Annotated in this window: 14 protein-coding genes and 1 pseudogene; 8 read left to right on the forward strand and 7 right to left on the reverse strand. The window is 41.9% G+C overall.

Features of this window, described 5'->3' with window-relative positions:
* Positions 1-339: 339 nt before the first annotated feature.
* A pseudogene (locus ACE1AQ_RS17980) lies at positions 340-477 on the reverse strand (DUF4277 domain-containing protein); the annotation flags it as partial.
* Between the two features lie 137 nt (positions 478-614).
* The gene (locus tag ACE1AQ_RS17985; RefSeq protein WP_172456668.1) at positions 615-770 is read right to left on the reverse strand and encodes a hypothetical protein; all 156 of its coding nucleotides are present in this window, start codon (positions 768-770) and stop codon (positions 615-617) included.
* Positions 771-966: 196 nt separating this feature from the next.
* On the opposite strand from ACE1AQ_RS17985, the gene ilvD reads away from it, so the two are divergent.
* The 4 genes from ilvD (at position 967) to ACE1AQ_RS18005 (ending at position 5,609) form a co-directional block, all read left to right on the forward strand.
* Complete coding sequence (gene ilvD, locus ACE1AQ_RS17990; RefSeq protein WP_110545915.1) at positions 967-2,652, forward strand: dihydroxy-acid dehydratase; 1,686 nt, start codon at positions 967-969, stop codon at positions 2,650-2,652.
* Between the two features lie 477 nt (positions 2,653-3,129).
* On the forward strand, positions 3,130-3,990 hold the full coding sequence (locus tag ACE1AQ_RS17995) for a lipopolysaccharide assembly protein LapB (RefSeq protein WP_106909625.1): 861 nt from the start codon (positions 3,130-3,132) through the stop codon (positions 3,988-3,990).
* Positions 3,991-4,219: 229 nt separating this feature from the next.
* On the forward strand, positions 4,220-4,654 hold the full coding sequence (locus ACE1AQ_RS18000) for a bacterioferritin (RefSeq protein ID WP_002731529.1): 435 nt from the start codon (positions 4,220-4,222) through the stop codon (positions 4,652-4,654).
* A gap of 34 nt (positions 4,655-4,688) precedes the next feature.
* Positions 4,689-5,609 carry an FTR1 family protein gene (locus ACE1AQ_RS18005; protein WP_008198540.1) on the forward strand — a complete coding sequence of 307 codons (921 nt, stop codon included), beginning with the start codon at positions 4,689-4,691 and terminating at the stop codon, positions 5,607-5,609.
* Positions 5,610-5,726: 117 nt separating this feature from the next.
* Here ACE1AQ_RS18005 and ACE1AQ_RS18010 read toward each other — a convergent pair whose 3' ends face one another.
* On the reverse strand, positions 5,727-5,867 hold the full coding sequence (locus ACE1AQ_RS18010) for a hypothetical protein (protein WP_374808938.1): 141 nt from the start codon (positions 5,865-5,867) through the stop codon (positions 5,727-5,729).
* Here ACE1AQ_RS18010 and ACE1AQ_RS18015 point away from each other — a divergent pair.
* The 4 genes from ACE1AQ_RS18015 (at position 5,853) to ACE1AQ_RS18030 (ending at position 9,452) form a co-directional block, all read left to right on the forward strand.
* Entirely contained in the window at positions 5,853-7,466 is a 1,614-nt protein-coding gene (locus ACE1AQ_RS18015; RefSeq protein WP_008198539.1) for an ABC transporter substrate-binding protein, read from the forward strand. The two genes, ACE1AQ_RS18010 and ACE1AQ_RS18015, sit on opposite strands and share 15 nt — an antisense overlap.
* 43 nt (positions 7,467-7,509) lie before the next feature.
* The gene (locus ACE1AQ_RS18020; protein ID WP_008198536.1) at positions 7,510-7,956 is read left to right on the forward strand and encodes a hypothetical protein; all 447 of its coding nucleotides are present in this window, start codon (positions 7,510-7,512) and stop codon (positions 7,954-7,956) included.
* Between the two features lie 881 nt (positions 7,957-8,837).
* A complete protein-coding gene (locus ACE1AQ_RS18025; protein ID WP_002794017.1) occupies positions 8,838-9,059 on the forward strand; it encodes a hypothetical protein in 222 nt (73 codons plus the stop codon).
* A gap of 105 nt (positions 9,060-9,164) precedes the next feature.
* A complete protein-coding gene (locus ACE1AQ_RS18030) occupies positions 9,165-9,452 on the forward strand; it encodes a hypothetical protein (RefSeq protein ID WP_253257763.1) in 288 nt (95 codons plus the stop codon).
* A 314-nt stretch (positions 9,453-9,766) separates the two neighbouring features.
* Here ACE1AQ_RS18030 and ACE1AQ_RS18035 read toward each other — a convergent pair whose 3' ends face one another.
* From ACE1AQ_RS18035 to ACE1AQ_RS18050, 4 genes are all read right to left on the reverse strand, one after another.
* A complete protein-coding gene (locus ACE1AQ_RS18035; RefSeq protein WP_110545591.1) occupies positions 9,767-11,005 on the reverse strand; it encodes a DNA cytosine methyltransferase in 1,239 nt (412 codons plus the stop codon).
* Between the two features lie 72 nt (positions 11,006-11,077).
* Positions 11,078-11,929 (reverse strand): Bpu10I family restriction endonuclease, encoded by an 852-nt coding sequence (locus ACE1AQ_RS18040; RefSeq protein ID WP_374808941.1) that lies wholly within the window; start codon positions 11,927-11,929, stop codon positions 11,078-11,080.
* Positions 11,930-12,005: 76 nt separating this feature from the next.
* Positions 12,006-13,190, reverse strand: coding sequence for a DNA methyltransferase (locus tag ACE1AQ_RS18045; RefSeq protein ID WP_110545596.1), 1,185 nt, complete (start codon positions 13,188-13,190; stop codon positions 12,006-12,008).
* A gap of 109 nt (positions 13,191-13,299) precedes the next feature.
* Positions 13,300-14,286, reverse strand: a complete 987-nt coding sequence (locus ACE1AQ_RS18050) for a vitamin K epoxide reductase family protein (protein ID WP_110545598.1) — start codon at positions 14,284-14,286, stop codon at positions 13,300-13,302.
* Positions 14,287-14,385: the final 99 nt, after the last annotated feature.

Here is a 14,385-nt window from a genome sequence, read left to right on the forward strand (position 1 = left end):
AGGTTCTGTGTGATAAGTTTAATTGACATAGGATCGATCGATCTTTGTGTCCTTTGTGTCTTTGTGGTTCGTTCCACCCCCTCGCTCTTGAGAAATGTATCTTAGAATACATTTTACCCACCAAAGCTGGGAGAGCCAAAAGATATAAAGGTCAACGCAGACACAGCAGTTTTTATGTGGGTCAACATCTCTATCATTGGCTCCAGCTACATCAAATGTTCCCAAAAAATATAGAAGAGCTAATGCAAATTAGCCGCTATCGGTTGAAAGATTACATCAAAGGACAAAGAGCGATATCGCTTGCCCTATCTACCTTCTAGCTCGCTTGTCCCCCTCTCAGCCCGCTGTGACAATTTCTCCTCGCTCAATTGAGACTTGTTCGTTGATAATTTCAACGATTCCTATTTCATCGATAATTCCGGCTACTAATCCCAGATGGTCTAGATTTTTGACTTCAATTTCTGTTGATTGATTCATGGTCGAACAGCCCACTGCCTAAGTTTTTCAACAATTCCTATTTTTTCATAATTATGGGTCTCAAGACCCCCCTAGCGGCCACCGAGAAAACCTTCACCAGCTAAGTATTTTTACTCAAGTCTCTGGAGGGGGACAGCTTATGTGACAGTTGAGGGTGCGGAATGTGGGTTTAAATCCCCCGCATAAGCGTGTCGCGTCCGGGGCGAGCGCTTGGCCGCAAGCAGTTGGGCTAATACGTCCGGGTTGTCGAGGGGGGCGATATCCTCGCGTCTGGTTAGATCGGTGGCTGACACGAATTTAGGGTTGCGATAATCCTGATTTCCGATAGCTGTCCCCTGAATCATCCCGCAGTTTTATATTTTCTTTAGAGATGGGCTGTCCTAAAACCTGCTCAGAGCGGCCAAAAGTCAGAAAATAGAAATAAAGGTGCGATTGGAGAACTTGAGCAGCGATCGCACACATAAGCCGCCATTGGAGAAAGATAAAGTTATGGCAGATAACTACAGAAGTCGCATTGTTACCCAAGGTACCCAACGCAGTCCGAATCGGGCCATGTTAAGAGCGGTAGGTTTTGGGGATGAGGACTTTAGCAAACCAATCATCGGCATCGCTAACGGATTTAGCACCATTACCCCCTGTAACATGGGAATTAATGATTTAGCAATGCGTGCCGAAGCAGCCACCAGATTAGCGGGGGGAATGCCGCAACTTTTCGGGACTATCACCATTAGTGACGGGATTTCCATGGGAACAGAAGGGATGAAATATTCTCTCGTTTCTAGGGAGGTAATCGCCGATTCCATTGAAACCGTCTGTAATGGTCAAAGTCTCGATGGAGTCCTCGCTATTGGGGGTTGTGACAAAAATATGCCGGGGGCAATGATTGCCATGGCCCGGATGAATATTCCCGCTATTTTCGTCTATGGTGGCACGATTAAACCGGGGCGCTACAAAGATTGCGATTTAACCGTGGTCAGTTCCTTTGAAGCCGTGGGACAGTACAGCGCCGGTAAAATCAGTGAAGAAGACCTCATCGGAATTGAACGCAACGCTTGCCCCGGGGCCGGTTCCTGTGGTGGAATGTTTACTGCTAATACCATGTCTTCCATTTTTGAAGCCATGGGGATGAGTTTACCCTATACCTCAACCATGGCCGCCGAAGATGCGGAAAAAGCCGATAGTACCGAAGAATCGGCCAAGGTTTTGGTCGAGGCGGTTAGAAAACAGATTCTCCCTAGCCAAATTTTGACCCGTAAAGCCTTTGAAAACGCCATTTCGGTAATTATGGCGGTGGGAGGTTCCACTAACGCTGTCCTGCACCTTTTAGCCATTTCCCGCACCATCGGGGTAGAATTATCGATCGATGATTTTGAAACCATCCGCCAGCGTGTACCAGTTATCTGCGATCTTAAACCCTCCGGGCGTTACGTTACCGTAGATCTGCATAAAGCCGGCGGTATTCCCCAAGTGATGAAAATTCTCCTGGTTAATGGTTTACTCCACGGGGATGCCCTCACCATTAGCGGTCAGACTATCGCCGAGATTTTAGCCGATATTCCCGACCAACCGCCCTCAGGCCAAGATGTTATCCGTCCTTTTAGCAATCCTGTCTATAAAGAGGGTCATTTAGCCATTTTAAAAGGAAATCTGGCCACGGAGGGGTCCGTGGCCAAAATCAGCGGCGTGAAAACTCCGGTCATCACCGGACCCGCGCGGGTGTTTGAGTCGGAAGAAACCTGTTTAGAGGCAATTTTAGCCGGAAAAATTCAAGCCGGGGATGTGGTGGTTGTCCGTTACGAGGGACCAGTAGGCGGACCGGGTATGCGGGAAATGTTAGCCCCCACTTCGGCAATTATCGGCGCCGGTTTAGGGGATTCCGTGGGATTAATTACCGATGGTCGTTTTTCCGGGGGAACCTATGGCATGGTGGTCGGTCACGTCGCTCCAGAAGCGGCGGTGGGTGGTACAATTGCCCTAGTCGAGGAGGGGGATCAAATCACTATTGATGCTCGTCAGCGTCTCTTGAGTTTAAATGTATCGGAGGAAGAATTAACCCGTCGTCGTCACCATTGGCAACCGCGTCCCCCACGCTATAAAACGGGAATTCTCGGCAAATTCGCCAAGTTAGTCTCCTCTAGCAGTCTCGGCGCTTTAACAGATCTGAATCTGTTCTAAAAGTATAACTAGGGTTTGCGGCAAAAAGCTTTTCCTGGGGGCAGGGTGTGGGGTGTGGGGTGTAGGGTGTGGGGTTTTATCGATTTTCAGGTGGTCAACTACCTAATTTTCAGGGAAAAAGCACCCACTGCTCACCCAACACTCCCACTGATAACTGATAACTGATAACTGATAAGACTGACGGCTCTAATTAGGGTTTGCGGCAAAAAGTAGGGGCGAAGCATTCGGATAGAAAATCTACGGTTTCACCGATAGGTTATTGCCCGAATGCTTCGCCCCTACAGGACGCGGGCCGATGAAGACACAAGGTTTTGAAGCATGATTCTCTCAAAATCTGGCACCTGTTTCGCTCGTAAAGCCACAAAACCCTTACCTTGCCTACATTTCACATTTATTCAGCCAGCCCTAATTAATGCTCATTCTTAATTCTCCTGCCTCCTGACTCCTGACTCCTGCCTCCGTTAAAGATTAATAACTATGACCTATCTACTCACTGTCTATCGAGCGCTCGAATGCCGTCCAGATACCTATCGGGACTGGTATGACCAAGGCAATATTTTAAAAGAAAGAATGGACTATTTTGGAGCCTTAATCAGCTACGAAAAAGCCTTAGAATATTATCCAGATGATTATTGGGCATGGTACAAAAGGGGTATGATACTAGAAGACTTGGGAATGTATGAAGAAGCGGCTGAAAGTTATGCTAACGCCGCACAGGTAAAGGATGATAACTATTGGGCTTGGTACGATCAAGGTTGTGTTTATCTACAGGAATTAAAGGACTACCAAAAAGCGATCGCTTGTTTTCAACGGGCCCTAAGTCATAGTCCGGGGGACTATTGGGCAGCCTACCGGCAAGGGGAGGCCTATCGATTGCTGAAAAATTACGAACGCGCTATCACTTTTTATGACTTGGCCCTAGGGGCGCGACCCCGGGATTATTGGGCTTGGTATCGTCGCGGCGACGCTTTCCGGGATTGGGGCAATCCCCAAGAGGCTTTATTTAATTATCGTACCGCCCTCGATATCCGACCGCAAGATTACTGGTCCTGGTATCAACAGGGTGTGATCCTACAGGAATTACAGCGTTTACCAGAAGCGATCGCCTGTTATGAAGAATTGTTAAAAATCGATCAAGATGATCGCTATGCGTGGTATAATCTCGCCTGCTGTTATGCCGCCCTCGGTCAACAAGAAAAAGCGATCAACTGTTTACGGGAAGCTCTAGACATAGAACCGGATATATGTGGCGAATTAGCGCGTAATAACTTTGTTTTCGATGGTTTAAGGCAAAATGAAACCTTTAATGACCTCTTGAGTTGCTATTCCCCCAGCTAAAGTCTTTTTGCAGCACCTAGGGTTTGCTGAAAGGGTTTGTCCTGGGGTGTGTGGGATTTTAGGCATTTTCAGGGAAAAAGTGCCTAAAACTTCCCCCGGATTGCTCAAATGGCTGGCACTTTTTTGATGGCAAAAAAGCCTAAAGATATTAGCCAACAAGGTTTTTAGATTCATTTAGCCGGTTTGGATTAGCTACAATTGCAATTAGAGAAAAATTATTGAGAATCTTATGCGAGAACTAGACAGAGACAAAACCATCGAACAACTGAACGAAATCATGGAATTTGAACTAGCGGGAGTTGTCCGTTACACCCACTATTCCCTGATGGTGACAGGTCCCCATCGCATCCCCATCGTCCAATTTTTCCAGACTCAGGCCACGGAATCCCTCACCCACGCGCAACAAGTTGGGGAAATTCTCACCGGTTTAGAAGGTCATCCTAGCTTAAAAATTGCCCCAATCGAGGAAAGCTATGAACACAATATCAAAGCAATCTTGAGTGAGAGCCTCAATCATGAGAAAAAATCCCTTGATTTGTACAAAGCACTCCTAGAAACCGTCGAAGATGCCAGTATTTACCTAGAAGAATTCGCTCGCGGTATGATCGGACAAGAAGAATTACACAATCTGGAAATTCGCAAGATGCTGCGGGATTTTGCTTGAGCTAGGATCAAAGCTAGAGTTTATCCACTAGCTTATGAATCTTAGTTCCGCTTTACCCACTTTTATCATCACTCTCCGGGAAGGTTTCGAGGCCGCTTTAGTGGTGGGAATTGTCCTCGCTTGTTTACAAAAATCGGGTCGATCGCAACTTAACTCATGGGTGTATCGTGGTATTGGTGCGGGAGTGGTCGCTAGTGTTTTAGTCGGTATTTTGCTAGGGGGAATCCTTTTGCAAGTGGATGCCTCTCCTAGTCCATTCGTACCAATGCTCAAGGAATTACTGGCCGCCACTTTTGGACTGATTGCCGTTTTGATGTTGAGTTGGATGTTAATTTGGATGACTCAACAGGCCAAATCTTTGAAATCTGAGGTAGAAAGTGCGGTAAAAGCGGGTTTAAAAGCGAAAAATGGGGCAGGAAAAGCGATTTTTCTGCTCGTTTTTATCGCTGTCTTGCGGGAGGGATTTGAAACTGTCCTCTTTATCCTGGCCCAATTCCAAAAAGATTGGCAGATACAAACCTTCGGTGCGATAGCGGGGTTAAGTGTCGCAACCTTGTTGGGAACTCTCCTATTTGCAGGGGGAGTAAAAATTAATATCCGTCTCTTTTTCCAAATTATGGGGACTTTCCTCCTCTTAATCGTTGCGGGATTACTCATCGGTGTTTTGAAACATATCGACGCAGGAATCAGTCTTTTAAGTGAAATTGACCCTTTTTATCGCAATTTCTGTCCTTCTCTCCCCTCCTCCTGTCTTCTCGGTTTTCAAGTTTGGGACGGTTCCCAAATTTTGAGCGATCGCACTTTCCCCGGACTCCTCCTTAAATCTCTGTTTGGTTATCGTCAAAACCTCTATATCAGTCAAATTGTTGCTTATATCCTCTTTTTACTGCTTATCGGTGGCCTCTATTTCCAAAGCTTACGACAACGTCCTCAAACAGTAAACAGTGATCAGTAAACAGTAATCAGTAAACAGTGACCAGTAAACAGTAAACAGTAATCAGTAAACAGTGAAAAGATGGCAAGAAACTGCTATTTAATACTGCTCACTTAACACATACTGCTCACTTAAAACTCAAATCTGATAACTTACCCACTGATAACTTACCCACTGATAACTGATAACTGATAACTGATAACTGATAACTGATAACTGATAACTGATAACTGATAACTGATAACTGATAACTGATAACTGATTATGACTACTTGGCAATGTGACGGTATCCCTAAAGATGGTAAAACTTATCCGCAAGCGATTGCGGGAGGTCATGAACCCTGCGAAAATACTACTCCTGATTGTCCTATCTGTGGCCTACCTAGGGAAGCGATGGATCCCGTCACAACGACGGTTAAAACCACGGTGGTGGTCTCCCCGGGGGGTACAACTAAAGTCGGCCGAAAATCGAACTGGTTACTTCCCTTCGCTTTGATAATTACCGCTTTAACCGCAGGTTTAGGGGGTTGGAGTCTATTGCAAATGCTCATTCCCAAACCCGATACTTCCCAAGTTACACCAGAAGAAACCCCAGACAAGCAACCCAAGGCAACTTTTGTGAGTAATACGGCTAAAAATCCCGATTTATTTAGCCAAGGTGAGAAAATACTGCTTAATTCCACTCCTAACAAAGAAAAAGGCGCAGCGGCCTTTAAAAAGGAAGATTGGGCAAATGCGATCGCAGCTTACCAACTAGCAGCCACTCCCCAAGCAAACGATCCGGAGGGCAAAATCTATTACAATAACGCCAAAGCTAGACAAAAAGGTAATCAAAAGACTATAGCCGTTGTTGTCCCCATCGCTAACGACCCCAACAGCGCTAAGGAAATTCTCCGAGGTGTGGCCAGGTATCAAGAGGAGTTTAATAATTCTAATCCGGGTAATCCTTTGGAAATAGTTATCGCTAATGATGGCGGTGGGTTACAATCAAAAGCGATAGCCGATGATCTGATTCAATCCGGTCAAGTTTTGGCAGTTATGGGCCACGGAATCGATCCTTTTAGTCAAAAAGCGATTGAAAGTTACGAAAAAGAAGGATTAGCGATTCTTTCTCCCCTGACTACCAGTGTCAGTCAAACGGGAAATGCAACCCTGAAAACCATTCCCCTTAAGGATAAATCTCAGGAAGTTTTAGGCAGTTATCTGGAAGCAGTGGCCAAAACTTTGGCTAATTATGCTAGTCAGCAAGAGAATTCTCCGTCAGTGGTTCTGTTTTATAATTCCGATAGTCCCTATAGTCAAAAATTAAAGGATTCCTTTGCTAAAGCGATCAAAGAACCGGGAGGCAAGATAGTTAAGGCAATAGACACAACCAAAGCCAATTTTAACGCTAAAACCGCCATAGATCAGGCCAAACAAGCCGGCGCTAGGGTGGTATTTTTGGCCTTGAGTAAAGACGGCGATCGCATCGATCAAGCCGTGGCTATTGCCCAAGAATCGTCTGGAATGCTCTTATTAAGCGGAAATGAACTTTATACACCCGATATACTTATTCAAGGAGCGGATAGCATCGACGGATTAGTTCTAGCAGTACCTTGGAGTTTCCAAGCAACGGATCCTTTTGCCAAGGATGCGCTGAAAAGTTGGCGCGGTCGCGTCAGTTGGCGTACTGCTACCGCCTACGATAGCATGAAAGTATTAGGAGAAGCGATCGCTAAAAGTTCTGACCGTGCTACTGTAGTCGAAACTTTAAATCGAGGAATCACCTTGCAGGGAAGCACCACGGATTTTAATATTTTTAACCAAGTTCCCCTAGTACGCGCTAATCGCGGCAATGAGGGGCCAAAGGGTTCTCAATATCAGTTCGATCCTATCTAAAATAGACAATGTGATGTCGAGGAGTAGAATCAAGTCTAATTTTATGAACAATATCTTACCCATCCTAGCTTTGTTAATGTCGGTGTCGGGAATTGCCGTATCTTTGGGACGGGAGGAAGTCCGATGTCATCTCGGTTTAGAATCGGCAGCTTGTCCCCAGGAAGAACAAAAAACCAGGGAAGACACCCCCGCAACTACCCCTGCAACTACCCCAGAATCTCCCCGGATAGAAGAAACTCCCGCGGAAACTACCCGCAATAGCGAACCTTCCCCCGAAGTTTCCCCGTCTCCTGAAAGCGAAACCCCGGTGGAATTCACTCCCATCCCGGAAAAGAACCCCAGTCCAGAAGTACCCCCCGAAAATCCCCCCACCTCAGAAACCAAAGCGGTGGAAAAAACTCCAGATGCAGAAAAAAGTCCGGATGTCAATCCATCTAAAGATGGAGAAACTGAAAGTATTCCGTTAGAAGTTATTCCCCCCGCACAGTAAAATCGGACAAAATCAATTTCTAGTGGGGTAGGGTTGATTCATGAATCAACCCTACAGACTCCAGACAGTAAAATCGGACAAAATCAATTTCTGGCTGAGGATAGGCACTCATGCAAGAAGTAGTTATACTAAATCTGGTTATTAAAGACTGATTATTTATTCCCCTTTTTGCATGAGTGCATGAGTAGAAAACGGGTTTCTCGGAGAAACCCGTTTTCTGTGCGTTACTCAATTGTATCTAGCTTCTTTCGGCAAACCCTAACTATTGGATTAACGTTTCTTGCGAAGTCCCATTAATCCGAGTCCTGTAAAGGCCAGTCGATTTTTTTGAGAAAATTGAAGTATATTAAGTTTTATTAAGAACAATGAAACTGCAACGGTTATCGGTGATTCAAAAGTATTATAATTGTCTTTGTTATCCTGGATCAATAGTTTCTGCTTGTCAATAATTATGAATAGTTATCAAACCCATAATGCTTGTAGGGGCGAAGCATTCGGGCAATAACCTATCGCTGAAACCGTAAATTTACTATCCGAATGCTTCGCCCCTACCCTAAATTTTTTCTTGTTTTTCTCTTGTTCCAAGGCAGAGCCTTGGAACAGAATATTTAAGGCTCTGCCTTAAAGTAATATTCAGAGAGAACCCTTGATTCAGTGAACAGTTATTAGTTCAGGTAGAACCTGGGAACGAGATATAAAAATCAAAAGTATTATAATTGTATTTGTTGTCCTAAGTGGGTGGGTGGAATTAAATATAAAATGAACGTAGGTTGGGTTGAAGCATGAAACCCAACGCCCGATTATGTTACGCTACCGCTAACCCATCCTACAAATAATTGTGCCTACCTACTTAAATTAATAGTTTTTGCTTGTCAATAATTATGAATAGTTATCAAACCTATTTAATCATCGATCATTCTCAGAAGATTATCCTCTCTAACTTACCCTTTAAAGCAGGAACAAAGTTAGCCATTAACATTCAAGTAGTTGAGGATGAAAAGACAGAAGCCGATTTTGAAGCCTTATTAGATAAAACCCAGGCAATCTGGACTAAAGGAGATGGCTTAGAATATCAGCAAAAAATTCGGGAGGAGTGGATATGAAACGATTAATAGACTCCTGTATTTTAATCGACCATTTTAATGGTATTACCCAAGCTACAGTTTATCTAAAAGCTCACTTCTGTCATTACTAAAGCCGAAGTTCTCATTGGTTTTGATGATGATAATTCCTTTGACAAAGCAGGAGAGTTGTTAAACCATTTTCCCCTGATAGATTTAGATATCAACATCACTGATTTAGTCATTCAAATCCGTCGTGAACAAATCAAAAAAAAGGCAACCAAACAGCCTAACAAAAAGGTTATTCAATGGAAATTGCCCGATGCCATTCAAGCAGCGATCGCCCTTTACTATAATCTCAAATTAGTCACTCGTAATACCCAAGATTTTGATCTCAATCAACATCCATTTATTGAGATTCCCTATACCATCTAACAATAAAACTGAAACAGTTATCGGTGATTCAAAAGTATTATAATTGTATTTGTTATCCTAAATCAATAGTTTTTGCGTGTCAGAACGTAGGTTGGGTTGAGGCATGAAACCCAACGCCCGCATGGGTTACGCTACCGCTAACCCATCCTACAAATAATTGTGCCTCCCTACTTATCCTAAATCAATAGTTTTTGCGTGTCAGTGATTACGAATAGTTAGGGTTTGCTGAAAAAGTACGGGCGACGATCCCTAAAACCCTTACCTTGCCTACATTTCACATTTATTCAGCAAGCGCTATTTACTTTTAGTCAAAATTAATTAACTTCTAACCCCGGAATGCTTAACTGTTCGGTTTTTGGCTGTGTTTCCCCCAGATAATCCCCCTGCAACATATTAATTAAACAGCCACCAAGATGATAGGCCATATTCACGGGAACCGCATTACCAATCTGTCGATATTGAGAGGTTAAATTACCGGTAAATTGCCAATCATCGGGAAAGGACTGCACTCGTGCATATTCTCTCACAGTCAAAGGACGAGTTTCTTGGGGATGGCATCTTTCTGTTTGGGTTTGTGCCGGACTACAGGTAATAGTTAAAGCCGGTTCATCCCAAGATAATCTTTTAGCATATCCTGTCCGTCCGCCGTGATTTTTGAGACTATTTTTCATATATTCTTTTTGAATATCCATCGGCAAATTCCGCCAATTTCCTCCTGCGGGAACTAAGGACATAATCTCTTTTTTTCTTTCTTTATATTCTACTCCTGGAGAACTGGGACAATTCTCTAAGGCTTTTTTCAGAGAAATAGTATAGTTTTTATATTGGGGAAAAATGGGTTTAATATTTAGGTCTTGACGGGTGGCAATAATAATTAATCTTTCTCTTTTTTGGGGAACATCGAGAAATTGGGCTGATAAAACTTGATAAGCAGCATAATAACCGATTTCCTGTAAAGCTTGCAGCATTAATTGCAGGGTTTCTCCTTTTTTATTGCTTAATAATCCTCGAACATTTTCGGCTATAGCGATTTTAGGTTGCACTTCCTGTAAACAACGAGCAAATTCAAAAAATAAGCTCCCTCTCAAATCTTCTAATCCTTTTCCTAACCCAGCATAACTAAAAGGTTGGCAGGGAAAACCTCCAGCTACAATATCTATTTTGTCTCTAAAATCAGAAAATTCAATCTTTTTTATGTCTTGATTTATAACATTCCATTGCGGTCGATTGAGTCTTAAAGTATTAACACAATCTTGATTAATGTCCACCAGTAATTGTGTTTTTATTCCCGCATTTTCTAAACCTAAAGCCATACCACCACAGCCAGCAAATAATTCGATAACCGTGTAATTAGTTGGCTCAACAGTTTGTAAAATTCTCAATTCTCTGGGGGATTGGTTATTTTTAAGATTGGTTAATTGCTCGAGATCAAATAACCAATCAACTTGATTGATTTTCTGACCTTTGATTAATTTTTTCTTTTGCCATGTTAGTATTTCTGCGGTAGTTACACCGAGAATATTAGCGGCTTTTTGTAGATTTACCTGAGTCATAACCAATAATTAACAACTTATCTACATCTTGATTATAAATCACATTAGCTAAACTTGATGTCGAGAAAATTTCTAGAAATATCCTTGATATAAAACATTTTCCAGTGATGGATTTGTATTATCAATATGAGTTTGTATTTTATCGATCATCCTTTGAAACACATCGGGATAATATTGAGAAGCATCCAAAAAATCTACATATTCCTGTCTGTGCAGCTGTCTTGCTTTTGAGGAGCGATACTCTTGTCGAAGATTAGCGGTCATACGCTTAGTTTTTCGTATAATTAACACATCATCAATTTGAGTAGAAATTATTGAAACTGGTGTCATATCAAGAAATTCGCAAATCAAAAAATATAAAGAGTTAGGAACGGCAATTTTTAAATCTCTACTTGTGGCTACAGCTTCCTGAAACATAGTTTTATCTAAATTAGTTTTGCACTCTGCACAAACATAGCCAAGATGAGACTCAATCAATTCATAATTTTGAAATTCTGGGTCAAAAGATGACTTTATATATAACTTTTTACCCAGCATAAAATCCTGATTTTTGCTTCTAATATTTGCTTGACCACCTTGACCAATATTGCCGAGAGAGGATAGGAAACTTAGTCCAGAGAAGGTATTTCGTGGACCCAATTCAAAAGAGTTATCTATTCCTTGTAAACTACGGAAAATCAGCTGCGGTAAAAATTCTTCTAATATAGTATTATCTAATTTTAACTGTCCCTTCTGTCTATACAAAAAGTTATCTGAACTATCAAAAATTAAGTCAAGTTCAATAAAACGCTTATATCGGTTAGTAGCTGACACTAGCTTTTCTACTGCATCTGCTTGACCAGAATTAATCGATTCTAACTCGATAATCCACTGGCGATATTTTATAATAGCTTCTTCTAAACGTTCCCGATCAGCTTCTGGCAACCGAGGATTGTTAAGACAGGCAGTTAGTTTCGTGTAGTGAGGACGGGAAAATTCGTTCATGTATTTTTGTTGATGTTCAAAGGTCAATATATAATCTCTTATCTAAAATTGGTGTTCTTTGAATATTATTGACTTTGGCAATTGCTGATTCTAAACATAGCTGGTTTTCTGAAGACACAAAAAGCCTACTGCTTTCCAATACCTCGAATGCTACCTCTCTAGAAATTTGTTCTATTACCTCTTGGCTAACTTGATTATTTAAGTTAATAAAATTAATTATATCCTCTATAATAACTTTACCAAATTTATTCTTAAATTTTCTTTTTTGTCTTAATACTTTCTGAAATAGTTTGGCTTTGATACCTATTTTTTCAATAATATCAGCATTATAAAAAGGTACGCCAAGAACGTTAGATTCTTGTCCTACAATTAAAACAATTCTTGCTTGCTGCTTGCTGACTCTTGCCAGTTCCTTTAAAATGTCACCCATATCTAAACAGTATTGTACTACAGTGTAGAAACGATTACTCCTATTTGCTCTATTAGAGCCAATTTCTGACTTGGCTATCTTGAGTAAATCCCATCCTAATATTTCAGCAGATTGACGATAATTTTGATGGTAATTAAAAACATTTATATAGGGTGGAGAAGTCACAACAAAATCTATCTGATTATTTTTTAGTGGTAGAGAACGAGCATCAGATAATCCAACCCTGATCGGCTTTTGAGAGTAAGGTAGCTTAGTAATTATATTGCTAAGATGTAAAAATTTTTTCTGAATAAATTCCTGAGTAATTTTATTGTTACACACATCAAGAATGATTACCAAAGCATCAAATAAAACCTTTGACCGATCCGGTAGCATATTCCTAGTATTTTGCAATTTATCTACTAAATTTTCTACTTGGTCACTGACTTCAAAAATTCTCAAAGGAAATTCTTGATCGAGGATATTTCTCAGGTTTTTAAGAACTTCTTTTTTTTGAGAATCATTGATAAATTCATAGGTACGACTCATGATATAAGCAGCGGGATTAATCTCAAATCCATAAGCTTCTAGGGATAAATAACTTGCCTCTAGTAAAACAGTTCCGCTACCCACAAAAGGATCGAGAATGACCGAATTAGATGGGCAATAGAAACTTAAAATAGTCTCTATCAGTTGGGGTGAAAACTGACCTCGCCAAACAAATAAATTGGCTCTAGTTTTCTCAATAATGTCAAGTTTTTCTTGGGGTATAGGTTGATCAAAATCTGGCAACTTTCAATCTCCCTCTCTTGCTAAGAACAAAATTAAAGTTCTACTTTATCTGGAGAACAAACACTATAAAATGTCGGGGCTGAACAAAGTTCAACCCCTCAATATTTTCCTACTTGCGACCCGGAACTGTATATTTAAAATTCATCGGGCCGGTATAACCAGAAACCTCCGCTAATTTCTCTAATCTTTGGGTTCCCGAATATTCTTGACCCTTAATAATCCAAGTGGGGAAACCTTTAATTCCGGCATCGCGACAAGCTTGGGGATTACCATTAACCCCTTGGGGATCGCATTCGATATAAACCCCTTCTTTTTTGAGGATTTCTCCCGCTTCCTTACCAAATAACTGTTTTTGATCGTAACAGTGGGGACACCAAAAAGCCCCGTATTCTTTCGCACCAATTGCTTTTAAATGTTTAGCCAGGGCGATTTCTGCTTTTCCCGAAACCGTGGTTACTTCCCAACCGTAGGGAGGTTTAGCCGCTGTCATTGGCCGGGTAATTTCTTCTTTTCCTCCTGCCACCGTGGGGGAATTTACTCCTGCGTAAACCGCTAAAGTTCCCACAAAAGTAATCATTGCCACTACAACCATCGGCAGTATAATTTGTCCTAAACCTTCCCATTCGCGACCGATAATTGTGAGAATTAATAGGGTTAAAGCGAACAAAGCGGAAGTGATGCAGTAGGGACACAATTCCTTTAATTCCGTGGCTAGAACATACATTAAATAACCACTAAATACCGCCATCGCCGTCGCCCCCGCTAACAGCAATAACCAAGTATTATTTTCTAAACTTTTGCGGAGATTTTTCTGAGTTTCCCCATTGATAAATAGAGGACTGAGGGCAAAAACCGCCATGGCAATATAGGCCAAAAAACCGAACAAACTCAAGGGCAGCCCGAAAACCGTAGCGTAGGGACTATTCAGAACACCACTACAACCAGCCCCATCACTAGCCCCGGCGGTACAGGCCGCAGCCCCTCCCGTCAGTTTGGTAATGGTTAAATAGCCAGTCAGAATCGCCCCCACGATCGAAACGCCCCCAATTAGAGGCCGGGAGTAGCGATGAATCCAAGGTACAGAACGACGACGCATAATATTATTTAGATTAAATTACAGCAGAATTCAGGAGTCAGAAGTCAGGAGGTAAATCGAAATGTACTTTGTCGAAAGGAAAAATTCCGTAACGATATT

It is taken from the genome of Microcystis sp. BLCC-F209, assembly GCF_041928595.1.
Classification (GTDB): Bacteria; Cyanobacteriota; Cyanobacteriia; order Cyanobacteriales; family Microcystaceae; genus Microcystis.

Coding starts and splice junctions, on each gene's coding strand:
- ilvD (WP_110545915.1), top strand. CDS start 967: ATGGCAGATAACTACAGAAGTCGCATTGTTACCCAAGGTACCCAACGC.
- ACE1AQ_RS17995 (WP_106909625.1), top strand. CDS start 3,130: ATGACCTATCTACTCACTGTCTATCGAGCGCTCGAATGCCGTCCAGAT.
- ACE1AQ_RS18000 (WP_002731529.1), top strand. CDS start 4,220: ATGCGAGAACTAGACAGAGACAAAACCATCGAACAACTGAACGAAATC.
- ACE1AQ_RS18005 (WP_008198540.1), top strand. CDS start 4,689: ATGAATCTTAGTTCCGCTTTACCCACTTTTATCATCACTCTCCGGGAA.
- ACE1AQ_RS18015 (WP_008198539.1), top strand. CDS start 5,853: ATGACTACTTGGCAATGTGACGGTATCCCTAAAGATGGTAAAACTTAT.
- ACE1AQ_RS18020 (WP_008198536.1), top strand. CDS start 7,510: ATGAACAATATCTTACCCATCCTAGCTTTGTTAATGTCGGTGTCGGGA.
- ACE1AQ_RS18025 (WP_002794017.1), top strand. CDS start 8,838: ATGAATAGTTATCAAACCTATTTAATCATCGATCATTCTCAGAAGATT.
- ACE1AQ_RS18035 (WP_110545591.1), bottom strand. CDS start 11,005: ATGACTCAGGTAAATCTACAAAAAGCCGCTAATATTCTCGGTGTAACT.
- ACE1AQ_RS18050 (WP_110545598.1), bottom strand. CDS start 14,286: ATGCGTCGTCGTTCTGTACCTTGGATTCATCGCTACTCCCGGCCTCTA.